This is a genomic window from Stenotrophomonas sp. CASM114, from assembly GCF_049384325.1.
Classification (GTDB): Bacteria; Pseudomonadota; Gammaproteobacteria; order Xanthomonadales; family Xanthomonadaceae; genus Stenotrophomonas; species Stenotrophomonas muris.
This window is the reverse complement of sequence record NZ_JBMRGJ010000031.1, coordinates 17832-41764: the sequence shown is the minus strand read 5'-3', so window position 1 is coordinate 41764 and position 23933 is coordinate 17832. Positions and strand designations below refer to the sequence as shown.

Genomic DNA, 23933 nt, shown 5'->3' with positions numbered 1-23933 from the left:
GCCAAGCCTCCAGGGACGGATTCACGGCGTCCCCCGCGTACCCAACCCGACCGGCCCACCCGCGGCTTCTGCTTTCCGCGACCACCCAGACACCACCCACGAGGGGCTGCGCCGTTGGCTGGAAACTACCCGCGATGGCGGATCAGCAACTGACTCATCAGTGCCCGCAGCGCTGGCGGCTTCACCGGCTTGGCCATCATCCCCCAGCCGCGTTCGGCGGCCATCTCACGCAATCCCGCATCGCGCTCGGCAGTAACCAGCACTACCGGCGGGCGGGCCTGCCACAATTCGGCCAATGTCTCGTACAGCACCGGCCCATGGTGATCGCCCATGCGCACATCCAGCAGCACCAGCTCCGGTACTGCGCCTGTTGCTGCCAGCTGCAGCGCCGCCTGTGGGCCATCGGCCAGCGCCACCTCGCAGCCCCAGCGCTCCAGCAGCGCGCGGCTGGCCGCGCACACGTGCGGATCGTCGTCGATCACCCACACCCGGCGACCGCGAAGCGGGTTGTCCGCCGCCGGTTCCTGCACCAGCACCGGCACAGGAGCAGTAGCGGGAATCGCGCTGGCTTCGCCGAACGGCACGCCCACCGCGAACACGCTGCCCTGGCCCAGCTGCGAGCGCAGCCGGATCGGATGCCCAAGCAGGCGGCCGATGCGATCGACGATGGCCAGGCCAAGGCCGGCGCCGCGCTGCTGGCCGTCGTGCAGGCGGCGGAACTCCTCGAAGATCTCGCCCTGCAACGCGTCGGGAATGCCGGGGCCCTGGTCGTGCACCTCGATCCACAGCATGCCTTCACGGCGACGGCAGCCGAGCAGCACGCGGCCGCGTTCGCTGTAGCGCAGCGCGTTGGACAGGAAGTTCTGCAGGATTCGGCGCAGCAGGGCTTCATCGCTGACCACTACCGCATCGGTATCGACCCAGTCGACCACCAGGCCACGCGACTGTGCGGCGATGCCGAATTCGCGCGCCAGCGTCTGCAGCAAAGGCCCGAGCCGGAACGCCTGCACTCGGGTCGGCAGGCTGCCGGATTCCAGGCGCGCGATATCCAGCAGACTATTGAGGATCGCATCCTGCGCGGCCAGTGCAGCATCGATGTGGTCCGCAGTCTGCTGCTGCGCCGGGTCGCCCAGCTTGCCGCGCAGCACCGAGACGAACATGCGCGCCGCGTTGAGCGGCTGCAGCAGGTCGTGCACGGCCGAGGCGACGAATCGCGTCTTGTAGCGGTTGGCCTGCTCGGCTTCGCGGCGTGCTTCCTCCAGGTCATGTGTGCGCTCGGCGATGCGGTGTTCCAGCGCATCGGCCAGCGAGCGCAGTTCGCGCGCGGCGTTCTTGTAGCTGGTGATGTCGGCATAGCTGGTGACGAAGCCGCCGTCGGGCAGCGGGTTGCCGCGGATTTCCAGCACGGTGCCATCGTCTTTTTCGCTCTCGCGCATGTGCGGGCGGCCGCTGCGCAGGTGATTCAGGCGGCGCTCGATGGCTTCATCGACCGGGCCCGGACCAAGCAGGCCACGGCGTGCGTTGAAGCGGAACAGTTCCTCGATCGGCCGGCCGACGCGAACCAGGTCCTGCGGGAAGCGGAACAGTTCCAGATAGCGCGAATTCCACGCGACCAGGCGCAGTTCGCGGTCGATCACCACCACGCCCTGCGGCAGGTGTTCGAGGCTGCGGCTGAGGCCGCTGTCGGCATCGGTGGCGGCCTGCAGCAGGCCATCCTGCGCGGTACGCAGTTCCTGTGCATGCTGCTTGAGCAGGGTTTCCAGCTCGCGGCGGCTTCGCAGGCGATGCTTGGACAGTCGCCGGCGCTGCTGCACGAACAGCACCAGGAAGCCCAGCGCCAGCCATGCAGCGCCACCGGTGAGTGCTGCGGCGCGGCCGGCGCCGGTGGCGGCACCGGCATCGTGCAGCAGGTGCAAGTTCCAGCCTTCGGCGGGCAGCGGCAGGCTCTGCCACAGCATCGGCTGCGGCAGCGCCGGGTCCAGCAGGCGCACCATGCGGCCGCCATCGGCCAGCACGTCTTCGGTGCGTGCGCGCAGGGGCTGCAATGCGCGGTCGGCGTACTGGCGGGCGTCCAGCATCTCGCGGCGCTCATCGGCCCCCAGCGGGCGCAGCAGCCGGTAGCGCCAGCTGTCCCGGTTGGCCAGGAACACCACGTCGTGGTCGTCGCTGGCCAGCACCACGTCGGGGCTGCTCAGCCATTCCTGTTCCAGCGCGGACAACTCGACCTTGATCACCACCACGCCCAGCCGCTTGCCGTCTTCTTCGATGGCCTGCGAAAGGTAATAGCCGGGCACGCCGGTGGTCATGCCGATGCCGTAGAAGCGGCCACGGCCCTGCGCCAGCGCCTGGCGGTAGTAGGGGCGGTAGCTGTAGTTCTCGCCGACGTTGGTGGTCGGCTGGTCCCAGTTGCTGGCCGCCACCGCCACACCGTCGTGGCCGACCAGGGTCAGGGTCGAGGCACGGGTGACTTCGTTGGCGCGTTGCAGCTTGAGGTTCAGCCGCTGCCGTTCGCTGGGCGAGGGCGGCACGCGCAGTGCATGCAGCAGATCCGGGTCAAGTGCCAGCACCTGCGGCAAGGTGCCGAAGCGGTCGATGCGCTGTTGCAGGCCCTGGCCATACAGCTGCAGCTGGCGTTGCACCTGGCTGCTTTCCTCGCCGAGCGCGCGCCGCCAGGCGTAATGACCGGCGGCGACCGCGCACAGCACGGTACCGCCGACCATCACCAGCAGGGTCAGCAACAGCATCCGGTGGCGGCTGAGCCAGTACATGGCGGCAGTCTACGCAGGGCCGGCGGGCGTGGCGTGCACGCCCGCCGGGGTCTGACGTGGAAGGGGTCAGAAGTGCATCTGCGCGCGCAGTTCGAAGATCTCCGGCGTGCTGTGCACGCCACGACGGCTGGCGTCGACCTTCACGTAGTTGGCCTGGAACTTGAAGTGGCTGGTCAGGTACCAGTTCGCGCCCAGCGTCAGGTCGTGCTGGCGGCCGCCGAGGATGCTGCCATCGTCCAGGTCGAGACGGCTGTATCGGGCCAGCAGTTCGACCGCGCCGTAGTTGTGCGCCGGCTTGATGTTGGCCACCGCGCCGGCGTTGTACGGGCGCGATTCGCCGGTCAGCACCCAGCTGGCCATCGCGTACTGGCCACTGCCGGTGTAGTCGGGCTTGCCGTCATGACGGGTGACCGTAGCGCGCAGCGCTTCGGCCTGCAGCGAGAACGGGCCCCGGATCCAGATGCCTTCCAGGCCGGTGCGGCGGATCTGGTCGGCGGTGACCAGCGCACCGGAATCGACGTAGCGGATGTCGGTCAGGCCGGCTTCCGGGCGCGCGCGCAGGCGGGCGCTGGCCTCGTGATGCACGTCGCGGCCATCGCTGTAGCCACGCGGGTTTTCCTGCGAGTAGGCCAGGCCCAGGTGGATCACATCACCCGGTGCCTTCACCGGCGTCCACACCGCACGCACCGCCTGGGTGGTGCCGGGGTTGTCGCCCTGCAGGTCCTTGCCGCCATAGGCCCCGGCCTGCAGCAGGTACTGCGGGCGCTCCAGCACCCACTCCACGCCGGTGCGGCGGCCTTCGTAGAAGGCCTGCACCGGCAGCGAGGTTTCCAGGAAGCTGCCGGCACGCGAAGAGGTGTTCGCATCCAGGCCGACCGGGGTCTTCATGTAGCCGAAGCGGAAGCGGCCGACGTCACGGCCGAAGAAGGCCTTGCTCTCGAAGCGCACGAACACGTCCAGCCAGGTATCGGCCTGGAAGTCGTAGTAGACCATCGCATCGTAGACGCCCTTCTTTTTCAGCGTCGCGCCGAATTCCTTGCGGCGCACGGCATCGTCGTCCTCGAGGCCACTGGCCGAGGAGAAGTCGTTGTAGTCGTAGGCGATGTTGGCGGTGGCCGCCAGCTCGGTGCCTTCACCGAAGGTGTACTTGGTCGGCCAGTTGTCGAAATCGGCGGCCGAGGCGAAGGCGGGAAGGGCGGCCAGCGACAGGGCCAGCAAGGTGGGATTCGGGCGCATGTTGGGTGCGGCTCTCTCAGATTGCGTGTGGACAGGACATCAACGGCCGGAAGGGCCGGAACTTTCGCAAAGACTCACCCAGCCGTTCAGCCCGGGCCACCAGCCTCCCCAGGATCGGGCGGTGCGGCGCCAGTGTAGGCACCTGTGCCACCTGAACCGGGAGGCTAGTACCAATAGGTTATCTGCGCTGGCGTGCCTGGCGCGTACAAAGGCGTCCATTGGTCGCACCTCCTGTGCGTGCTGCACAGGGCCTGCGATCAGTTTCCACGGTAACGGTTCCCGTGCAGCTCCGGGGCCGTACGTGCCTGAAAACGCCCCTTCCGGAGTCCGCCATGCACATCCCGACCGCAGCACCGGTGCCTGCAAAGCCGTTGCCGATCTATCGCCAGCTGTACTTCCAGGTGATCGTGGCGATCGTCCTGGGCGCCATCCTCGGCCATTACGAGCCGTTGATCGGCGAGAAGATGAAGCCGCTCGGTGATGCCTTCATCAACCTGGTGAAGATGATCATCGCGCCGGTGATCTTCCTCACCATCGTCACCGGCATCGCCAGCATGACCCACCTGCGTACGGTGGGCCGGGTCTTTGCCAAGGCGATGGCGTACTTCCTGTTCTTCTCCACGCTGGCGCTGATCGTCGGCATGATCGTGGCGCACGTGGTGCAGCCCGGCGCCGGCATGAACATCAACCCGGCCGAGCTGGACCAGACCGCGGTGCACAGCTACGTCGAGAAGTCGCACGACCTGACCCTGGTCGGCTTCCTGATGGACATCATCCCGAAGACGCTGCTCAGCGCCTTCGTCGATGGCAACATCCTGCAGGTGCTGTTCGTGGCCGTGCTGTTCGGCATCGCGCTGGCGATGGTGGGCGAGAAGGGCAAGCCGGTGCTGAACTTCCTGGAGGCGCTGGTCGCTCCGGTGTTCAAGCTGGTGCACATCCTGATGAAGGCCGCCCCGATCGGCGCCTTCGGTGCGATCGCCTTCACCATCGGCAAGTACGGCGTCGGATCGCTGATCAACCTGGCCTGGCTGGTGGGCTCGTTCTACCTCACCGCCTTCCTGTTCGTGGCGGTGATCCTCGGCGTGGTCTGCCGCCTGTGCGGCTTCTCGGTATTCAAGCTGGCGCGCTACCTGAAGGCCGAACTGCTGCTGGTGCTCGGCACCTCGTCGTCGGAGTCGGCGCTGCCGTCGCTGATGGAGAAGATGGAACGCGCCGGCTGCAGCAAGTCGGTGGTGGGCCTGGTGGTCCCGACCGGCTACTCGTTCAACCTGGACGGCACCAACATCTACATGACCCTGGCGGCGCTGTTCATCGCCCAGGCCACCAACACCGAACTGACCCTGGGCCACCAGATCGCCCTGCTGCTGGTCGCCATGCTCAGCTCCAAGGGCGCGGCCGGCGTCACCGGCGCGGGCTTCATCACCCTGGCCGCCACCCTGGCCGTCGTGCCGGAAGTGCCGGTTGCCGGCATGGCGCTGATCCTGGGCGTGGACCGCTTCATGAGCGAATGCCGCTCGCTGACCAACTTCATCGGCAATGCCGTGGCCACCGTGGTGGTCTCGCGCTGGGAAGGCGCGCTGGACCGCAACCGCCTGAAGCTGGCGCTGGATGGCCGCGAAAGCGAACTGCCGCCGCCGGTCGATGCGCTGCCCGAGGCACTGCCGGCCAAGGGCTGATCCAGGTGTGTGGTACCGCGGGGCCGGTCACGACAGTGGTACGGCCCCGCGGCGTTTCAGGGCGTCCCATGGCTGTCATGGGCAACGCCGAAGCTGACATCGCGGTACCGTCGCATACGGCACGGAATTGTGCGGTCGCAGCATGCTTGCGACAGGATAGCGACAGGTCCAGACGCTCCAACGGGGGTATCATCCCCTGTCCCTTCTGCCCATTCATGTAACCCACATCGATGTCCAACGAAGATTTCAAACAGGCCGCCCTCGATTACCACCGGATGTCCCCGCCGGGAAAGATCAAGGTTTCCGCTACCAAGCCCATGCTGACCCAGCGCGACCTGTCGCTGGCGTATTCGCCGGGCGTGGCGTACGCCTGTGAAGCGATCAAGGCCGACCCGCAGCAGGCCAGCGAGCTGACTGCCCGCGGCAACCTGGTGGCGGTGATCTCCAACGGCACCGCGGTGCTGGGCCTGGGCAACATCGGCGCGCTGGCCGGCAAGCCGGTGATGGAAGGCAAGGGCGTGCTGTTCCAGAAGTTCGCCGGCATCGATGTGTTCGACATCGAAGTCGACGAGACCGACCCGGACAAGCTGGTCGACATCATCGCCTCGCTGGAACCGACCTTCGGCGGCATCAACCTGGAAGACATCAAGGCGCCGGAATGCTTCGTGGTCGAGCGCAAGCTGCGCGAGCGCATGAAGATCCCGGTGTTCCATGACGACCAGCACGGCACGGCGATCATCGTCGGCGCGGCGGTGCTCAACGCCATGGCGATCACCGGCAAGAAGATCGAGGACGTGAAGCTGGCCACCACGGGCATGGGCGCAGCCGGCATTTCCTGCGTGAACATGCTGGTGCAGCTGGGCCTGAAGCCGGAAAACATCCTGGCCTTCGACCGCGAGGGCGTGATCCACACCGGCCGTACCGACCTGGACCCGGAAAAGCAGCGCTATGCGCGCGACACCGACAAGCGCACCCTGGCCGAGATCGTCGACGGCGCGGACATCTTCCTGGGCCTGTCGGCGCCGGGCATCCTGACCGCCGACATGGTCAAGACCATGGCGCCGGATCCGGTGATCTTCGCACTGGCCAACCCGACCCCGGAAATCATGCCGGAACTGGCGCGCGCCGCCCGTCCGGACGCGATCATCGGCACCGGCCGTTCGGACTACCCGAACCAGGTCAACAATGTGCTGTGCTTCCCGTACCTGTTCCGTGGTGCGCTGGACGTGGGCGCCACCGCGATCAACGAGGAAATGAAGATCGCCTGCGTGCGTGCCATCGCTGCACTGGCCCGCCGCGCCGCCACCGACATGGGCTCGGCCTATGGCGGTGACACCCCTAGCTTCGGCCGTGAATACCTGATCCCGCGTCCGTTCGACCGTCGCCTGCTGGTGGAGCTGTCGGCCGCCGTGGCCCAGGCCGCGATGGACTCGGGCGTGGCCTCGCGCCCGATCGACGACATGGGCGCCTACCGCGACAAGCTGGCCCAGTTCGTCTACCGCACCAGCCTGATGATGAAGCCGGTCTACGACCGCGCGCGCAGCGACAAGCAGCGCGTGGTGTACGCCGAAGGCGAAGAGGAAGTGGTGCTGCAGGCGGTGCAGAACGTGGTCGATGACGGCCTGGCGCACCCGATCCTGATCGGCCGTCCGGAAGTGATCGAATCGCGCATCGAGCGCCTCGGCCTGCGCCTGAAGATCGGCGAGAACGTTGAAGTCACCAACATCAACGATGATCCGCGCTTCAACGAATACTGGCAGTACTACCACGGCCTGACCGGCCGTCGTGGCGTGACCGTGGCCGCGGCGAAGAACCTGATGCGTTCGCGCCCGACCCTGATCGCAGCAGTGATGGTGGCGCGTGGCGAAGCCGATGCAATGCTGACCGGCATCGTCGGCCGCTTCCACAAGAAGCTGGGCTACGTGCGCAGCGTGCTGCCGCTGGAGCCGAAGGTCACCTCGACCTCGGCGATGACCGGCGTGATCAACCAGCAGGGCGTGTTCTTCTTCGTCGATACCCACGTGCAGGAAGACCCGACCGCCGAGCAGCTGTGCGAAGCGACCCTGCAGGCGGCCTACCGCATGAAGTTGTTCGGCATCGAGCCGAAGGTCGCGCTGCTGTCGCACTCCAACTTCGGCAGCCATGACTCGAAGGACGCGCTGAAGATGCGCCAGGTGCGCGAGCTGCTGCTCAAGCGCAACCCGCGCCTGAACGTGGACGGCGAAATGCAGGGCGACACCGCATGGGATGAAGCGCTGCGCCAGAAGCTGCTGCCGGGCTCGACCCTGCAGGGCCGCGCCAACCTGTTCGTGCTGCCGAACCTGGAAGCGGCCAACATCGCCTACAACCTGGTGCGCGTGTTCACCGATGGCGTGGCGATCGGCCCGATCCTGATGGGCGTGAACAAGCCGGTGCACATCCTGACCACCAGCGCCACTTCGCGCCGGATCCTGAACATGACCGCGATCGCGGCGGTCGATGCGCAGATCCGCAAGCAGCTGGAAGCGGAAAAGAAGGCATAAGCCTTCTTTCCCATTTCCGCTGCCCACGCATTCTTCCTCTACCCCCGCCTTCGGCGCGCCCCTTCAACAAGAAGGGGCTCCTGGTCGGAAGAATGATGGCGCTGGCGCGGCTGGACGTCGGCGCAAGTGAAAACACCGGGCATTGCCCGGTGTTTTCATTTGCCGCAACGGCCGCCGAACCTGCCACACGCGCTACGCCGCCCGGTCATTTCCCTGCAACGCCGTTGCGGCCCAATACGCCCACGCGGCCCGGCCGTGGGAAGGGACCGGACCGGCCTTCCCACCCTGGGCCCGACCAACTTTCATGGGCGAGGGTGTCATGCGTAATCGAGTCACGCGGCGATATTTCCAGCAGCTGTTCGCGCTGTACGCCGGTTTCGTGCAGTCGCGCTGAGGCGTAGAAAGCAGCGAGGTAGAGTCGACCGTTGGTCGACTATCGCGCGAAGCGCGGGGTTTTCGGTGGCTGTACGGAAGTCAGTCGACTAACAGTCGACTCTACCCAGTCGCCCCATTACCCAGTCGCCCCAATTCCCAGTTGACCAGCCAGTCAGCGCCGCTTGCCGCGGCGTGCAGGGGCCGGCGGCGGTGCATCCGAACGCGGCTTGGCGTACTGGGCCCACAGTGCGGGCAGTGCCTTGCCGGTGTGCTTCTGCCACAGCGCCGGTGCATAGCGGCCATCGCGCAGGGCCGTGTCCAGTGCCAGCACCAGGCCCGGGTGTTCGGCGTCGGCCCATTTCAGGAACGCACCGGTGACCCGGTAGCCGCTGTCGAAGTTCTGACCCTTCTCGACCTTGCCCGGCAGCGACCAGCCCGCGGCGGCATTGTCCATGCCGTAGCGGTCGCGTGCGTAGTCGGCGATGCCCTCCACCAGCCAACCCGGCACCCGTGCGTCGCCATGGCCCGGATAGCCCTGCACGATGTGCATGGCCTCATGGGTGACCAGGTCGATGTCGTTGGGGTGCTGCGCCAGCCAACCCGGATTGATGGTGATCGTTGCCGCCTGGTCCTTGTCACCGACGAAGGCGATCCCGGTGTAGGCCGGATCGATCACGATGCGCACCATCGTTGGCGCGGCCGGGTGGAAGTCCGCACGTTCGCGCAGGTAGGCGAAGTAGAACGTATCGATCACCCGCTTGCGCTGCGGCGCGGCCAGGGCGCCACGGGCGTCCTGGTAGTTCAGCGTCACGCCGTCGCGGGTCAGCTGCGCATCAAAGGCCTGGGTCTGGCCGAAGCTGGAGAAGGAAAGGGCAACAAGGGCCAGAGGCAACAGACGGTAGCGCATAGGGCTCATTGTACGGCGCTGGGCGCCAACAGTTCGATCTCCGCCAGCGGCAGCCGGCCCGGCGCGGCCAGGCGCAGCCGGTACTCGCTGTAACGACCGGGTCTGGCGATGCGGAACGGACGGGTCTGGCGGGCAGACTCGAAGGCTTCGCCGCTGCGCTGGTCGAGCACGATCCAGTGGCCGTTGCCATTGCGCGCTTCCAGCGTCCATTCGCCGCCCTGGATGCGGCCGTCACCGCTGGTCAGCGTATACATCGTCGGCGTGCCATTGCTCAGGCCGGTCAGTGCGATGGTCGCGCCGCCACCCAGGCCGACGGTGGTGGCCGCATCGTCATCGACCAGCGCCGGCAGGGCGCGGCCATCGGCCAGCGTCGCCTTCGCGCCGCTGCCGAGCAGGTCGTGCAGCAGCTGCGGGCGCTGGCCACGGGCGGTCAGCGAGCGCGGCACGTCATCCACGCCGCTGCCCCAGCGCGACGGCTGCGGGCCCATCACGAAGTCCAGCGTCGCGCCCTTGGCGATCAGCTCGTGCGGCACCCAGGTCTTCGTCCAGGGCGTGCCGTTGATCTTCAGCGACTGCACGTAGACGTTCTCTCGCGAATTGTTGGCCGCGTTCACGGTCAGCACCGCGCCGCCCTGCAGTTCCACCCGTGCGTGGCGGAAGGCCGGCGAACCGATCACATACTCCGGGGCGCCCATGCGCAGCGGGTACAGGCCCAGCGAGGCCAGCACGTACCACGCCGAGGTCTCGCCATTGTCCTCGTCGCCCGGATAGCCCTGGCCGATCTCGCTGCCGACGTACAGCCGCGACAGGATCTCGCGCACGTGCTGCTGGGTCTTCCACGGCTGCCCGGCGTACAGGTACATCCACGGGATGTGGTGCGCCGGCTGGTTGCTGTGCGCGTACATGCCCATGCGCACGTCGCGCGCCTCGGTCATCTCGTGGATGGTGCCGCCGTAGGAACCTGCCAGTGCCGGGTCCGCGGTTTCCGGCGTGGCGAAGAAGGCATCCAGTTTCGCCGCCAGCTTGTCGCGGCCACCGTACAGCGCGGCCAGGCCCTCGCCATCGTGGGCGGCGGTAAAGGCGAAGGTCCAGCCATTGGACTCGGTGTAGTCGTGGCCCCACACGCGCGGGTCGTAGTCCTTCGCGTCCACGCGCCACTGGCCATCGGCAGTGCGGCCCTGGAAGAAGCCGGCGGCCGGATCGAACATCGTCGTGTAGCTGGCGGCGCGATAGCGGAAGTAGTCGGCCTCGGTGCTGTAGCGCTCGCGTGCGGCCGGCGTGGTCGCACGCTTGGCCAGCGCGTCGGCCATGTTGGCGATGCCGAAATCATTGAGTGCGCCTTCCATCGTCCACGACATGCCTTCATGCACGTCCGCGCTGGCGTAGCCACGGAAGGTCGAACGGTCCATGCCCTTGCGGCCGACATGGCGGTCGGGCGGGACCACGGTCGCGTTCTTCAGCGCGGCGGCGTAGGCCTCGGCCGGATCGAAACCGCCGATGCCCTTCAGCCACGCATCGGCGAAGGCCACGTCCGAGCTGGTACCGACCATCAGGTCCGCATAGCCCGGCGACGACCAGCGTGCGATCCAGCCGCCGGCGCGGTACTGCTCGATGAAGCCCTGCACTAGCTGGCCGGCATCGTCGGGCGTGAACAGTGCATAAGCCGGCCAGGTGGTGCGGAAGGTGTCCCAGAAGCCGTTGTTGACGAACACCTTGCCATCGCGCACGCCGGCGTAACTGCGGGTCGCGCTGCCTTCGGTGTTGTCATCGCTGGCGCTGGCCTGGTTGGCGTAGCGCCACTCCGGTGCGGCGGCGCTGCCCACGTTCTCGTGGCCGGAATTCGGGTACAGGAACAGCCGGTACAGGCTGGAATACAGCGTGGTCTTCTGGTCGTCGCTGGCATCGCCGATGTCGAAGCGGGCCAGGCGCGCGTCCCACGCGTCCTGTGCGCGGCCGGCCACGCTCTCCAGCGTATCGGCGGCGGCGATTTCCAGTGCGAGGTTGTGCCGCGCCTGCTCCACCGAGATCAGCGAGGTGGCGATGCGCATCGTCACCCGCCGCTCGCTGCCGGCATCGAACTTGATGTAGCCGGTCGGGCGCCCGGTGTCGAGGCGGCCGCTGCTGCGCCAGGGCTTGTCGAAGCTGGCCACGACATACATGCGGCTGGCGCCGTTGGAGAGGCCGCTGCGCGTATCGGTGTAGCCGGACAGCGTCTGTGTGGCGGCATCCAGAGTCAGGCCACCACGTGCATCGACGTTGTCGAACAGCAGGTTGGCGTCACCGCCTTCGGGGAAGTCGAAGCGGAACAACGCGGCATGATCGGTCGGCGCGATGGCGGCAGCGATGCCGTTGTCGAAGCGCACGTCGTAGCGGTAGGGGCGCGCGCTTTCATGGCGGCGATCGAACGACAGCGCGCGCTTGCGGCGGTCGGCCTCCGGCACGCCACGGCTGGCCGAGGGCATCACCTGGAAGGTCTGGCGGTCACCCATCCACGGGCTGGGCTGGTGGCTCAGCGCAAGCGCCTGCAGCTGCGGGCGGTTCTGTGCGTCGTTCTGTTCGTTCCAGCGGTACAGCCAGTTCAGTGCGCCGGCATCGGTCACCGGGGTCCAGAAGTTGAAGCCGTGCGGCACCGCCGTGGCCGGGAAATTGTTGCCGCGCGAGAAGGTGCCGTTGGCCTGGGTGCCGCGGGTGGTCAGCACCCAGTCGGAGACGCGCTGTGGCCGCTGCCGCGGCTGTGCGTCCAGGCGCACGTCATCGATCCAGCCAGAGACCGGCGCGCCCTCGGCACTGGCCACCTCCAGCTCGATCGCCACCACGCGGCGGCCCTTCAGCGTGGGTACGTCGCCCAGCCGCACTGCCTTGCGCGCCCACTGTTGCGGGTACAGCGTCTTCGATTCGCCCTGCGCGCGTGCGCCGATCGCCACCCCATGCTGGTCGCGCGCCGCACCGGCCGACACGCGGCTGCCATCGTCCAGCAGCAGGTCCAGCGAGACATAGGTCGAAGCGACGGTGTCCTTGCCGACGATCTCCGGCAGCACCAGCCACGACAGCGTGGTATCGGCCTCGATGGGCAGGTCGGCCTTGAACAGTTCGCGCCGCGCGCTGCCGCCTTCGCTGCTGTAGCGCAGTGCATGCAGGCCGCTGTAGCCGGCGTTGCGCTTGGCCGCGTAAGGCGCCGCAGGGCCGTTGCCGATCGTGACCTGAAGTGCACCCGCGGCCTGCGTCGGGGCAGGTTCGCCGGGCTCGAACGAGGTCTGCAGCCCCTGTGCCAGCACCGGCATCGCAGTGGTCGCACAGGCCAGGGCCAGGGCGAGTGGAAGCAGGGCGCGGCGCGGATCGGACAGGGTCATGCAAGGGTCTCCCGGAAGGGCTGGCGGCGGGCAGAACCCGCATCGGCGGACACCACGGACAGCATCGCTCCGCCCGCCAGGCTGGCAGTGGAAGAGGCGATGCCGGTCCGGTGGGGGCGGGCCATGCGATCGGGTTGGATTGGGTGGGTCGGGGTGCGACCTGGCCCGATCCTGCAACAGCCGTCGCGCGCTGGCAAGTGCCATTTAGTTCGATCCAAATGCGGGAAATATCGCTGGAGTCGATTCTGGCGAGCGAACCTGCCGGAACGACCGCGAAATCCCCGGCGCCGCCGCCGCCCGGCGTGCGGCGGGGAGATGCGAGGCATCGGCGGGAGCGCGCAAACGCCCGTTGTGGCGCAATGTCGGTGCGGCCCAGATGCTAGAATCACAGGCCTCGCAACCCGTTCACCGACATCCGCCATGAGCCATACCGCCACCGCGCCCGCCAACGCCGAGAAGCGCTACACCGTGCACCGCAGCGATCTGCCGTTGAGCTGCCCGACCCCGGAAATGGCGCTGTGGAACTCGCATCCGCGCGTGTACCTGCCGATCGAAGACGAGCCCAACGGCGAAGCGCAGTGCCCGTACTGCGGTTCCGTGTTCGTGCTGGCCGACTAAACGGCGGCCCCTTCGATGCGCCGATTGACCGTGGTGCAGTTGCTGCCGGCGCTGCACTCCGGCGGTGTCGAGCGCTCGACCCTGGAAATCGCTGCTGCCCTGGTCGCGGCCGGCCATCGTGCGCTGGTGGTGTCCGCCGGTGGCCGCCTGGTGCAGCCGCTGCTGGACAGCGGTGCCGAGCACCTCACCCTGGACATCGGCCGCAAGTCGCTGCTGACCCTGCGCCATCTGCCGACCCTGCGCCGCCTGTTTGCCGAGGTCGGTGCGGACATCGTGCACGCCCGTTCGCGGCTGCCGGCCTGGCTGGGCCTGTACGCGATCCGCGCCATGCCCGCCGCACAGCGCCCGCACTGGGTGACCACCGTGCACGGGTTGAATTCGCCCAGCCGCTACAGTGCGGTGATGACCAGTGGCGAACGCGTGATCTGCGTGTCCAATACCGTGCGCGCCTTCGTGCAACGCCACTACCCGACGGTGCCGGAAGAAAAACTGCAGGTCATTCCCCGCGGTGTCGATGTCGGCCAGTTCCCACGCGTAGCGCGTGCCGACCGTCGCCCGCGGCTGGCCCTGGCCGCCGATTATCCCTGGCTGGCGCAGGTTGATGGCCCGCTGCTGCTGTTGCCCGGGCGCGGTACCCGGCTGAAGGGCCACGCCCACGCGCTGCAGCTGCTGGCCGACGTGCGTGCCGCCGGCGTGCCTGCGCAGCTGTGGATGCTGGGTACCGAGGAACCCGGGCGCGAGGCCTACGTGGCCGATCTGCGCCGCCAGGCTGCGGCACTGGGCGTGGCCGAGGCCGTACAGATCAGTACGCCTACCGCACGCATCGCCCTGGCCTACGCCGCCAGCGATCTGGTGCTGCAGCTGTCGGACAAGCCGGAAGCCTTTGGCCGCACCGTGGTCGAGGCGCTGTCGGTCGGCCGCCCGGTGCTGGGCTGGGACCACGGTGGCGTCGGCGAACTGCTGCAGCAGCTGCAGCCCAGCGGCGCGGTGCCGCTCGGCGACGCGCGCGCGCTGGGTGAACGTGCGCTGGCCCTGCTGGTGCAGCCGCCATCCTTGCCGACCCGCATCCCGTTTACCCTGCAGGCCATGCAGCGCGATACCCTCCGCCTCTATGCCGATCTCGCCGGCTGACCCCGCTGCCATCGTGCGCGACGATCGCGCTGGGCGCTGGGCGCCCTGGTGGGTGCTGGCGTACGTGGCGATGTGGCCGTTGCCAGGCATCGCCGAAACCGTGCTCGGCCTTGGCGCGCTCTATGCTGCCGCGCGCATGGTCATGCGCCGGCTGCAGCGCCGCCCGCACCTGTTGAGCACGGCGGCGTGGGCCCTGACCTCGATCCTGTTCCTCGGCTACTGGCTGCCACAGGCGTTCTCGGCCATCGATGCGATCGATCCGGCGGCCTCGTGGACCAAGGCTGCCGCCGGACTTCGCTACCTGCCCTTCATGTGGCTGGTGGCGATCGCGGTAGCCACGCCGGAACGGCGGCGGCTGACCTTCGGTGGCCTGGCGCTGATCACCGGCGCGTGGACGCTGGACGCGTTGGTACAGGCGCTGGCCGGCACCAGCCCATGGTTCTGGTCGCTGGATCACCTGAAGCTGGCCGTAAGTGGCCACGCGCTGTGCCCGGCCGACGAAGCCGCACTGGCCGACCGCCTCAGTGGCGCGCTCGGGCCCTGCAACCTGAAATTCGGCCAGGTGCTGGCCAGCCTGTCACCCTTCCTGCTGCTGCCGATGGCGCGGCGTTTCGGCAGTGCGGGGTGGTTGCTGGCCGCCGCCGCACTGGGAGGCGTGCTGCTGCTGGCCGGTTCGCGCGCCTCGTGGATCACCTTTGTGCTGGTGCTGGGCTACAGCGGCCTGCGCCAGTTCGGCTGGAAGCGGCTGCTGCTGCTGGCCCTTGTGGCAGCGCTGGGTACGGCCGCACTGACAGCGGGCGTGCCGCAGCTGCGCGAGCGTGTTGCGCGCACGGCACAGGCATGGAACGAAGACGGGCAGGGCGTTGACGAGGCGCTTTCGGGGCGCGCGCGCATCTGGACGGCGGCGGTGTGCATGATCGAGGAACATCCGGTCAACGGTGTCGGTGCGCGCGGCTTCCGTGATGCGTATCCGGCCTGCGTGTCAGACGAGGGCCCCGCCGTGTGGGGCAATCAACCGGCATTGCACGCCCACCAGATCGTGCTGGAAATCCTGGCCGAGACCGGCGTGCTGGGCCTGCTGCTGTGGCTGGCGGCGGTGGCGCAGGCCTGGCGGGCCTGGCGCTATGCACCGCCGGCGGCGCGTGACCGCGCCCGCCCGGCGATGCTGGCGCTGGCGGTTACCGTGTTCCCGCTCAATACGCACCTGGCGTTCTATTCTGCGTTCTGGGGCGGCCTGACCGTGCTGCTGGCGGCCCTGTTCGCCGGCAGTCTGCTGGCCCGCGAATCGGACGAATCTCCGCCGATGCAGTAGTTGCCAACCTTGGTGGGCTCCCCGGGACCGGCCTCGGTTCATCCGGCGCCAACCAAGGTTGGCGACTACCGCGAGGACGCCGGCCCTTCCACCGCATCCGGCTATTTGTAGAAATCACTCCGGCCGCCGGGCTGGCGCTTGAAGCGGCGGTGGATCCACAGGTACTGGTCGGGGGCTTCGCGCACCATCTCTTCGATGGCCTGGTTGACCCGCGTGGTATCGGCTTCCACGTCCTCGCTGGGGAAATTCTCCAGCGGTGCGCCGATCTTCAGCACGTACTTGCCGCCTTCGCGGCGGTGGAAGTACGGGATCACTGCACAACCGGTCATCCTTGCCAGCTGGTGGGTGGCGGTGATGGTCGAAGCGGTGTGGCCGAAGAACGGCACGAACACGGTGTCCTTGCCACGCATGTCCTGGTCCGGCGCGTACCAGAGGAAGCCGCCCTTCTTCAGGTGGCGCACGGTCGCGCGGATGTCCTCGTTGGCGAACATCGCCTTGGCATAGCGCAGGCGGCCGAACTTCACCGCCCACTCGTACACCGGGTTCTTGTGCTTGCGGTACATGCCGGACAGGTCGACGTAGTCGCACAGCAGGCGTCCGCACATTTCCAGGGTCATGAAGTGGCCGGAGACCAGCAGCACGCCGCGGCCTTCAGCCTCCATCTGCCGCAGGTGTTCCAGGCCTTCGATCCGTACCTGCGGGCGGATGCGGTCGATGCTGCCCCACCAGGCGCGGATGCACTCGAACACGCCCACGCCCAGCGCATCGAAACTGTCGCGCACCAGGCGCTGGCGCCAGGCTTCGTCCTTCTCGGGGAAGCAGAGCTGCAGGTTGACTTCGGCGGCGCGGCGGCGGCTGCCGAGCAGGCGCCAGGTGATCCAGCCGACGCCCCGGCCCAGCGCGCGCTGCAGCATCCACGGCAGGCGAGCGATGGCGAAGGCGCCGAACATGGCGGCGAACATCGGCCAGTTGCGCGGATCGCGCAGCGATGGGCGGACGGCGGTGGAGGCATCTGACATGGGGCCATTCTACCAAGGCGGCCGCGTGTCTTTCCCCGGGGGCTCCCGTATCCTTGCCGCATGCGCAAAGACCCTGTCGAATGGATCCTGCGCGGCCTGTATTCGGTCGTGCTCTACATCCTGCTGCCGATCACCGTGTACCACCTGGTCTGGCGCGGTTTCCGGGTTCGTGAATACTTCCGGCGCTGGGATGAACGCTATGCCTCCTATCCGCAGCCGACCGGGCAGCCGCGGGTCTGGCTGCACGCGGTCTCGGTGGGCGAGGTCAATGCCGCCGCGCCGCTGGTCAATGCCCTGCGCCAGCAGCGCCCGGACATCCGCTGGGTGATCACCACCATCACCCCGACCGGCTCCGAGCGCGTACGCGCGCTGTGGGGCGACGCCCTGGACCATGTCTATCTGCCGTACGACGTGCCGGGCAGCGTCAACCGTTTCCTCGGCCATTTCCAGCCCAGCCTGGCGCTGATCCTGGAAACCGAGCTGTGGCCGAACATGCTGTTCGGCTGCCGTGACCGCGGCATTCCGGTGTACATCCTCAACGCCCGGTTGTCGGCGCGTTCGCTGCGCGGCTACCGGTTGCTGGCGGCACTGATCCGCCGCGCGCTGCGCACCGTCACCTGCGTGGCCGCGCAGTCGCAGGACGATGCCGAGCGCTTCGTGCAGCTAGGGGCGGATCCCGGCCAGGTGCAGGCGCTGGGCAACCTGAAGTTCGACATCGCCACGCCGGACGTGCAGGGTTTCGTCGAACAGTTCCATGCGCGGGTACCGGCCGCTCGTCCGGTATGGATCGCCGCCAGTACCCATGATGGCGAGGAGCAGGCGGTGATCGACCTGCACCGGCGCCTGCGCCAGCGGCATCCGGAGCTGCTGCTGCTGTGGGCACCGCGACATCCCGAGCGTTTCCCGAAGGTGGAAGCGCTGGCGCGCGAACAGGGCTGGAGCGTGGCGACCCGCCGCGTGGACCAGTGGCCACACGCGGCCACAGACGTGTTCGTCATCGACACCCTTGGCGAGCTGATGCCGTTCTATGCCTGCGCCCAGGTCGCCTTCGTCGGCGGCAGCCTGCAGGCCATCGGTGGTCACAACCTGCTGGAGCCGGCCGCGATGGGAACGGCGGCGGTGACCGGCCCGCACCTGCACAACTTCGCGGAGATTTCCCGGCGCATGCGCGAGGCCGGGGCGCTGCTGATCGGCGAGGACGCGCAGGCGGTGGGCGATCTGCTGCAGCACCTGCTCGACGATGCCCAGGCCCGCGAAGACATGGCGCGGGCGGGATGCACGCTGGTCAGCAATGGCCGCGGCGCGCTGCAACGTACGCTTGCCCTGGTGGCGCCGCACCTGCCACCACCGCGCGAGTGATCGCGGCAGCGCGGAGTCAGCGGCGCTGACGAGCATTGTCGTGATCAACTTCATCAATTCTGCTTAGCGACGATTTTGCTGTCGTTGCTGGACCGACCCTGCCGCTGGCAGCGTGCCTGCCATCACATCGTTGCGCACATTCCACCGATTCTGATTCCGCAGGGCGACGCAGGCTGCCAGCCTGCTGTCGACCGCGCTTGGGCGGATATCAAGGGAACTTGCGATGGACGGCGACAGGGGCGGGGACGGCACGGGTGGGGCCGGACTGGGGACGGACCATCTGGCGGTGGTGGCGTTGACACTGTTGGTGGGCGGCAGCGTGATCGCACTGGTGGGCCAGCACACGGCGGCACAGGCAGGCCCCGCCATCGTGCTGAGCCTGTTGCTGGCTGCACTGGGGGCCGGCCTGGTGCTGTGTTGCCTGCAGGATCTGGTGCTGCGGTTGCCGGCGGGCGAGGGCCTGCACGGGCTGCTGGCTGCCAGCTGGGGGCCGCGGGTGGCGGGCGTGTTGGGCATGGCCCTGCTGCTGGAGCTGGTGGCGACCACGGCGGGCGTGGCGCAGTCCATGGCCCTCCATCTACACGCGGTGCTGGCCGCCGAAGGCCTCCAGCCCTGCGACTGGCTGCCGGAACAGGTCACGGCGGCGGTGGGCCTGCTGATGCTGGGCGCGCTGGCATTGCTGCCGCCACGGCGTGTGGTGCTGGTGGCCTGCGCCCTGTTGACGGTGAAGATCGGTGCGGGGGTGTTGCTGCTGGCGCTGGCGGCACGTCATGTGCATTACGCGCACTGGATCCCCTGGCTGCCACCGGCGACCGCGCCGTATCGCTTCGGGCTGGGCGGGGTGCTGGCGGCTGCGGTGCCGCTGCTGGGGGTATTTGCCAGCGTCGGCTTGGCACTGGGCTTTCCTGCGTTGCGCCGCCAGGGCGCGATGTGGCAACCGGCAGTGCTGGCGCTGGTCTCGTTGCTGGCGATGCTGCTGCTGATCGTGCTGGCAGCACTGCAGGCAGGGCTGGTCGAGTTTTCCGCGCTTGCCAGTACCCGGCCACTGTCGGTGGCGCTGCAGATGCATCCGCAATTGGAGTGGATGCTGCCGTTGTTGCCGCTGGCGGGGGCTACGGGCCTGGCCGCCCTGCAGCTGGTGCTGCTGATGCTGGCCTTGCGGCTGGCAACATCGCTGTGGCCAGGGGCGGGTGATGCCGTGGGACGCTCCCGCGGTGTGATCGTGGCGGCGGTCGGACTGCCGGCGGTGATGCTGGTGCTGTGGCTGCCGTTGGGCACCCTGCCGGCGCTGCCGGGTCCGGCAACCCTGCTGGTGATGGCGGCGCTGTGCCTGGCGGTGCTGCGGCGGCGGAATGACATGAGGCAGGGCGCAACCGGTCGCGAACTGGTGCTGCCGATGCTGGCGCCCTTGGCGGCCGCGCTGTGCGTCCTTGCGGCGTTGGAACGCCTGCGGGCATGGCCGGGCTGAGGGTTCGCGGGGCCACGCAACGGGTAGCTGCGGGCGGATGCACCGCCTGCAAAAAAGCCACCCTTGCGGGTGGCTTCTTTGTTGCCGGCAGGGCGACGGATCAGTGCGTGGTCGTTGCCGGATTGCCCGCGTCCTGGGTCAGCAGGCGGTTGACGTCCTGCAGCTCGGCCACGTCCAGCGCACCCAGCGACTGGCTCAGCAGCAGGCGGTTCTGCAGGAAGGTGTAGCGGGCCTGGGCGTAGTCCAGCTGCGCCGAGAACAGGATGCGCTGGTTCTGGATCACGTCCAGCACGGTACGGGTACCGACTTCCAGGCCGACCTGCGAGGCGTCGTACGCGCTCTGTGCCGAGACCACGGCCAGGCGACGGGCCTCCACTTCGCTGATGCCCTGTACCAGGGTCTGGTAGGCATTGCGGGTGTTGCGGTCCAGGGCGCGCTTCTGCTGCTCGTAGCCGTCCTGGGCGATGTCACGCTGGGCCAGCGCCTGGCGCACGCCGGACTGGGTGGCACCACCGGAGAAGATCGGCACGCTCAGGGTCAGGCCGATGCTGTTGGTGCGGGCGTCCGGCGACAGCGAACCGGAACCAGTGCTGTCACCCCAGGTCGCGCTCTTGCCCCAGCTGCCGCCCAGCGACAGGGTCGGGTAATGGCCGCCACGGGCGGCCTGCACGCCAGCCTCGGCGGCGCTGACCTTCAGTTCCTGCGCCTTCAGCGCCGGATTCTGGGTGGTGGCCTGCTGCACCAGCTCATCGATGTTGCCACGGTTGGCCGGCACTTCCGGGCGGAAGTCGGCCGGCAGCCCACGCAGGTTGGTCACCGGCTGGCCGGTCAGTTCGGTCAGGGCCTGGTAGTTATCGGCCAGGGTGTTCTGCGCAACGATGGTGTTGGCACGCGCCTGGTCGTACTGGGCGCGTGCTTCGTGCACGTCGGTGATCGGCGCCAGGCCCACTTCCAGGCGCTTGTCGGCGAAGTCGAACTGCTTCTTCGCGGCCGCTTCATTGGTCTGTGCGGCATTCAGCGATTCGATCGCCACCAGCACGTTGAAGTAGGCCGCCGAGGTGCGCACGATCAGGCTGTCGTTGGCCGAATCGAGGGTGAAGTCCGCCGCCTTGCTCAGCTCGCGCTGCGAACGCAGGTTGTTGATCTGGGTCCAGTTGAACAGCGTCTGGCTGCCGTCGATCGTGTAGGTGCGGCGCTTGTTGGTGAACGAGCCGGAGTTGGCGTCGGCGTTCGGCTCACTGCGCGTGCGGTTCAGCTGGGCCTGGCCGTTGATCTGCGGCAGCAGGGCGGCGCGCGCCTGCACGGCGCCTTCCTTGTCATACAGCCGGGTCGATTCGGCGGCGGACAGCTGCGGATCGCCATTGCGCGCCATTTCGTAGACCTGCAGCAGGTCGGCGGCATGGGCGGACAACGGCAGCAGGGCAGTGGCCAGCGCAACAGCGAGGGATCGGCGGATCATTGCGGCTTCCTTGGACTCAGAGGTGGAACTGGGGGGCCGGGGCGGCACCACGCAGGTAATCGATATCGGTCTCGAACAGGGACTCGCTGCTGCCGTCGGCCTTGACCAGCAGGGCCTCCATCGCCGGCGAGCGGCCGTGGATCACGAACAGGCGACCACCCGGACGCAGCCACGAAGCGAACTGTGACGGCACCACGTCGACCGCACCAGTGACACAGATCACGTCAAAGCGGCGTTCGGTCTGCCAGGACAGGGCGTCGGCCACTTCCACGCGGACGTTGGTGCCCAGGCCGGACGCGTCCAGACGGGCGCGCGCGGCGGCGGCCAGCTCCGGGTCGATTTCCAGGCTCAGCACGTCGCGCGCCAGCGCGCCGATGCAGGCCGACAGGAAGCCGCTGCCGGTGCCGATTTCCAGCACTTCGTCACCCGGCTGCAGGTCCAGCGCCTGCAGGGTACGACCCTCGATGACCGGCTTCATCATCTTCTGGCCATGGCCGATCGGCAGTTCGACATCGGCGTAGGCCAGTGCCCGGTGTGCATCGGCGACAAAAGCCTCGCGCGGCAGGCGGGCCAGGACGTCGAGCACCTTGATGTCCAGCACGTCCCAGGGACGGATCTGCTGTTCCACCATCAGTTCGCGGGCGTGGGCGTAATCAATCGTCATGAGGTTCAAATCCAGCGCAGTGGGCCGGCCATTTTACCGGTGCCGGAGGCCGGCGGCGCGCCCAGAGCATCAGCTGCCGGGTGGCCGGGGTCGCAGTGCCGGAAGTCATCGCGACCTCCGGTTCGTTCAGTTTTGGTTATTCAGCCGTCCCGACCCCTCGCGGCGCATAGGCGCGCAGGAAGAAGTCGATGCTGGCAGTCACGTGGGCAAGAGGGTCGCACTCCACCGGTGACAGTGGCATGCCGCACATCATATGCATGTGCACTTCACCCTTGACCAGGGTCAGGAACTGCTCGCCAGCCAGCGAACAGTCGGTGATTTCCAGCTCGCCGCGCTCGGCGCGTGCCCGCAGGAAGTCAGCCAGGGCCTCGCAGGTACGTTCCGGTCCTGCCTTCCAGAACAGCTCGCGCAGGCGTTCGTCGGTCTCCGGCGCCATCATCATGCGCTGGATCGAGATCGCCGCATCGGACGTGATCAGTTCGAAGAAGGCCAGACCGATCCCGATCAGCTGGTCGCGCAGCGGGCCGTCCGCGTCGGCCACGAACAGGGCATCGGGCAGCATTTCAATGCACTTCGACTGCACGGCCTCGGAGAACAGGGTCTCCTTGTCGCCGAAGTGGCTGTACACAGTCAGTTTCGAGACGCCGGCCTGAGCGGCGATGGTGTCCATGCTCACGCCGGTATAGCCCTGTTCGATGAACAGTGTCTTGGCTGCTTCAAGGATCGCCGCGCGCTTGCCGAGGTCCTTGGGGCGCCCGGGTCCGGCGGCCTTGGCAGCGGGCTTGGCCGACGGCTTGCGGGAAGTGTGAGAACTCATCACGACAATACTAGACCAAGCGGTTCGATATTTATACTATACCGGCCGGTTTATTAAATTGGGCCGGCAGTCGCGGCTCCTCCCTTAGTTGCAACCCTGCGTTTTCAGGACGTTGACCGATGAAGATCGTGCGCTGGATGGGCGGTATGGTGTGGATGGCTGCGCTGGCAGCCTGTTCGGGACAGGAACAGGCGCCCCAGGCGGCCGTTCCGGTGCTGGTGGTTCACCCTGGCGAGCAGGCCGGGCAGGCGCCGGCGGCGTTCCCGGGCACGGTGCGTGCGCGGCAGGAAAGTCCACTGTCGTTCCGCGTTGGCGGCAATCTGGTCAAGCGCCACGTCGATGCCGGGCAACGGGTGAAGAAGGGCGACGTGCTGGCCGAGCTGGACGTGGCCGACTTCGCGCTGCAGGCCCGCGCCTCGCAGGCGCAGCTTGCTGCGGCCGAAGCCGATCTGGTGCGTGCCCGTGATGACCTCAAGCGCTACCAGGTGCTGGCCGACCAGCAGCTGGTCAGCCGCTCGCAGCTGGACCAGCAGTCCGCCGCCTTCAAGGCCGCGCAGGGCCAGGCCAACGCCGCCCGCGCCAACCTCGATGTGCTGCGCAACCAGGCCGACTACGCACAGCTGCGCGCGCCGTCCGATGGCGTGATCGCCAGCCGCGAGGCCGAAGCCGGGCAGGTGGTGTCGGCCGGCCAGACCATCTTCAACCTGGCCGCCGATGGCGGGCGCGAAGTGCTGATCGACCTGCCCGAGGCCACCATCCGCGACTATGCGGTGGGCCAGCCGGTCGAGGTGGAGCTGTGGAACCGTCCTGGCCAGCGCCTGCCAGGCACGATCCGCGAGATCGCCGCTGCCGCCGATCCACAGGCACGCACCTATGCAACCCGGGTCAGCCTGCCCGCCGATGCGCTGGCCGATGTCGAACTGGGCCAAAGCGCGCGCGTCTACAGCAGCGCCGGCCGCCACGGCACCCTGCAGCTGCCGCTCGGTGCGCTGCAGCGCGGTGCCAACGGTGCCGCCAGCGTGTGGGTGGTCGATCCGGCCAACAGCACGCTGAAGGCCGCGTCGGTCACCACCGGTGCCTATGGCAGCGAATCGGTGCCGGTGCTGTCCGGCGTGAATGCGGGTGACTGGGTGGTCGCTGCCGGCGGACACCTGTTGCGTGCCGGCCAGCCGGTGATCGCCGTGGACCGCCAGAACCGCCCGGTGCTGAAGCCGGCCACGCCGACCGCTGCCGCCAAGGCCAAGGAGTAAGC

The 23933-nt window shown here is 68.1% G+C and carries 16 protein-coding genes; 8 read left to right on the top strand and 8 right to left on the bottom strand.

What is annotated here, in order from left to right:
* Positions 1 to 125: 125 nt before the first annotated feature.
* Both VG566_RS19455 and VG566_RS19450 read right to left on the bottom strand, forming a co-directional pair.
* The gene (locus VG566_RS19455; protein WP_241884211.1) at positions 126 to 2768 is read right to left on the bottom strand and encodes a hybrid sensor histidine kinase/response regulator; all 2643 of its coding nucleotides are present in this window, start codon (positions 2766 to 2768) and stop codon (positions 126 to 128) included.
* A gap of 66 nt (positions 2769 to 2834) precedes the next feature.
* Positions 2835 to 4004: a porin gene (locus VG566_RS19450; protein WP_164166472.1), complete on the bottom strand. Its 1170-nt coding sequence runs from the start codon at positions 4002 to 4004 to the stop codon at positions 2835 to 2837.
* A gap of 332 nt (positions 4005 to 4336) precedes the next feature.
* Between VG566_RS19450 and VG566_RS19445 the strand changes: the two genes are divergently transcribed.
* Together VG566_RS19445 and VG566_RS19440 are read left to right on the top strand one after the other, a co-directional pair.
* Positions 4337 to 5680 carry a dicarboxylate/amino acid:cation symporter gene (locus tag VG566_RS19445; protein ID WP_014648357.1) on the top strand — a complete coding sequence of 448 codons (1344 nt, stop codon included), beginning with the start codon at positions 4337 to 4339 and terminating at the stop codon, positions 5678 to 5680.
* Between the two features lie 230 nt (positions 5681 to 5910).
* Positions 5911 to 8202 (top strand): NADP-dependent malic enzyme, encoded by a 2292-nt coding sequence (locus tag VG566_RS19440; protein WP_014648356.1) that lies wholly within the window; start codon positions 5911 to 5913, stop codon positions 8200 to 8202.
* Between the two features lie 547 nt (positions 8203 to 8749).
* Here the strand turns inward: VG566_RS19440 and VG566_RS19435 are convergent.
* Together VG566_RS19435 and VG566_RS19430 are read right to left on the bottom strand one after the other, a co-directional pair.
* Positions 8750 to 9493 carry a basic secretory protein-like protein gene (locus VG566_RS19435; protein WP_164233166.1) on the bottom strand — a complete coding sequence of 248 codons (744 nt, stop codon included), beginning with the start codon at positions 9491 to 9493 and terminating at the stop codon, positions 8750 to 8752.
* On the bottom strand, positions 9490 to 12834 hold the full coding sequence (locus VG566_RS19430) for a GH92 family glycosyl hydrolase (protein WP_241884212.1): 3345 nt from the start codon (positions 12832 to 12834) through the stop codon (positions 9490 to 9492). The genes VG566_RS19435 and VG566_RS19430 overlap by 4 nt, the downstream gene beginning before the upstream one ends.
* A 420-nt stretch (positions 12835 to 13254) precedes the next feature.
* Here VG566_RS19430 and VG566_RS19425 point away from each other — a divergent pair, with 420 nt between their 5' ends.
* Genes VG566_RS19425 through VG566_RS19415 form a run of 3 tightly spaced genes read left to right on the top strand, consistent with a single transcriptional unit; the run spans position 13255 to position 15895 of the window.
* Positions 13255 to 13452, top strand: a complete 198-nt coding sequence (locus tag VG566_RS19425) for a zinc-finger domain-containing protein (protein WP_005410967.1) — start codon at positions 13255 to 13257, stop codon at positions 13450 to 13452.
* Positions 13453 to 13467: 15 nt separating this feature from the next.
* The gene (locus VG566_RS19420) at positions 13468 to 14583 is read left to right on the top strand and encodes a glycosyltransferase (protein WP_241884213.1); all 1116 of its coding nucleotides are present in this window, start codon (positions 13468 to 13470) and stop codon (positions 14581 to 14583) included.
* A complete protein-coding gene (locus VG566_RS19415) occupies positions 14564 to 15895 on the top strand; it encodes an O-antigen ligase family protein (RefSeq protein WP_241884214.1) in 1332 nt (443 codons plus the stop codon). Before VG566_RS19420 ends, VG566_RS19415 begins: the two co-directional genes overlap by 20 nt.
* 101 nt (positions 15896 to 15996) lie before the next feature.
* Here VG566_RS19415 and VG566_RS19410 read toward each other — a convergent pair whose 3' ends face one another.
* A complete protein-coding gene (locus VG566_RS19410) occupies positions 15997 to 16914 on the bottom strand; it encodes an LpxL/LpxP family Kdo(2)-lipid IV(A) lauroyl/palmitoleoyl acyltransferase (protein ID WP_014648350.1) in 918 nt (305 codons plus the stop codon).
* 60 nt (positions 16915 to 16974) lie between these two features.
* Between VG566_RS19410 and waaA the strand changes: the two genes are divergently transcribed.
* Positions 16975 to 18273, top strand: a complete 1299-nt coding sequence (waaA, locus tag VG566_RS19405; protein ID WP_014648349.1) for a lipid IV(A) 3-deoxy-D-manno-octulosonic acid transferase — start codon at positions 16975 to 16977, stop codon at positions 18271 to 18273.
* A gap of 223 nt (positions 18274 to 18496) precedes the next feature.
* The gene (locus tag VG566_RS19400; RefSeq protein ID WP_069117901.1) at positions 18497 to 19741 is read left to right on the top strand and encodes an amino acid transporter; all 1245 of its coding nucleotides are present in this window, start codon (positions 18497 to 18499) and stop codon (positions 19739 to 19741) included.
* A 100-nt stretch (positions 19742 to 19841) separates the two neighbouring features.
* On the opposite strand, the gene VG566_RS19395 is transcribed toward VG566_RS19400, so the two are convergent.
* From VG566_RS19395 to VG566_RS19385, 3 genes are all read right to left on the bottom strand, one after another.
* Positions 19842 to 21200 (bottom strand): TolC family outer membrane protein, encoded by a 1359-nt coding sequence (locus tag VG566_RS19395; protein ID WP_014648347.1) that lies wholly within the window; start codon positions 21198 to 21200, stop codon positions 19842 to 19844.
* A gap of 16 nt (positions 21201 to 21216) precedes the next feature.
* The gene (locus tag VG566_RS19390) at positions 21217 to 21864 is read right to left on the bottom strand and encodes a protein-L-isoaspartate O-methyltransferase family protein (RefSeq protein WP_014648346.1); all 648 of its coding nucleotides are present in this window, start codon (positions 21862 to 21864) and stop codon (positions 21217 to 21219) included.
* A gap of 136 nt (positions 21865 to 22000) precedes the next feature.
* A complete protein-coding gene (locus VG566_RS19385) occupies positions 22001 to 22681 on the bottom strand; it encodes a TetR/AcrR family transcriptional regulator (RefSeq protein WP_197561212.1) in 681 nt (226 codons plus the stop codon).
* 119 nt (positions 22682 to 22800) lie between these two features.
* On the opposite strand from VG566_RS19385, the gene VG566_RS19380 reads away from it, so the two are divergent.
* Entirely contained in the window at positions 22801 to 23931 is a 1131-nt protein-coding gene (locus tag VG566_RS19380) for an efflux RND transporter periplasmic adaptor subunit (protein ID WP_164111205.1), read from the top strand.
* The last annotated feature ends 2 nt before the right edge of the window (positions 23932 to 23933 follow it).

What these genes read in the sequence shown, in the direction of transcription:
- VG566_RS19455 (WP_241884211.1), bottom strand. Translation starts at nt 2,768, where the DNA reads ATGTACTGGCTCAGCCGCCACCGGATGCTGTTGCTGACCCTGCTGGTG.
- VG566_RS19450 (WP_164166472.1), bottom strand. Translation starts at nt 4,004, where the DNA reads ATGCGCCCGAATCCCACCTTGCTGGCCCTGTCGCTGGCCGCCCTTCCC.
- VG566_RS19445 (WP_014648357.1), top strand. Translation starts at nt 4,337, where the DNA reads ATGCACATCCCGACCGCAGCACCGGTGCCTGCAAAGCCGTTGCCGATC.
- VG566_RS19440 (WP_014648356.1), top strand. Translation starts at nt 5,911, where the DNA reads ATGTCCAACGAAGATTTCAAACAGGCCGCCCTCGATTACCACCGGATG.
- VG566_RS19435 (WP_164233166.1), bottom strand. Translation starts at nt 9,493, where the DNA reads ATGAGCCCTATGCGCTACCGTCTGTTGCCTCTGGCCCTTGTTGCCCTT.
- VG566_RS19430 (WP_241884212.1), bottom strand. Translation starts at nt 12,834, where the DNA reads ATGACCCTGTCCGATCCGCGCCGCGCCCTGCTTCCACTCGCCCTGGCC.
- VG566_RS19425 (WP_005410967.1), top strand. Translation starts at nt 13,255, where the DNA reads ATGAGCCATACCGCCACCGCGCCCGCCAACGCCGAGAAGCGCTACACC.
- VG566_RS19420 (WP_241884213.1), top strand. Translation starts at nt 13,468, where the DNA reads ATGCGCCGATTGACCGTGGTGCAGTTGCTGCCGGCGCTGCACTCCGGC.
- VG566_RS19415 (WP_241884214.1), top strand. Translation starts at nt 14,564, where the DNA reads ATGCCGATCTCGCCGGCTGACCCCGCTGCCATCGTGCGCGACGATCGC.
- VG566_RS19410 (WP_014648350.1), bottom strand. Translation starts at nt 16,914, where the DNA reads ATGTCAGATGCCTCCACCGCCGTCCGCCCATCGCTGCGCGATCCGCGC.
- waaA (WP_014648349.1), top strand. Translation starts at nt 16,975, where the DNA reads ATGCGCAAAGACCCTGTCGAATGGATCCTGCGCGGCCTGTATTCGGTC.
- VG566_RS19400 (WP_069117901.1), top strand. Translation starts at nt 18,497, where the DNA reads ATGGACGGCGACAGGGGCGGGGACGGCACGGGTGGGGCCGGACTGGGG.
- VG566_RS19395 (WP_014648347.1), bottom strand. Translation starts at nt 21,200, where the DNA reads ATGATCCGCCGATCCCTCGCTGTTGCGCTGGCCACTGCCCTGCTGCCG.
- VG566_RS19390 (WP_014648346.1), bottom strand. Translation starts at nt 21,864, where the DNA reads ATGACGATTGATTACGCCCACGCCCGCGAACTGATGGTGGAACAGCAG.
- VG566_RS19385 (WP_197561212.1), bottom strand. Translation starts at nt 22,681, where the DNA reads ATGAGTTCTCACACTTCCCGCAAGCCGTCGGCCAAGCCCGCTGCCAAG.
- VG566_RS19380 (WP_164111205.1), top strand. Translation starts at nt 22,801, where the DNA reads ATGAAGATCGTGCGCTGGATGGGCGGTATGGTGTGGATGGCTGCGCTG.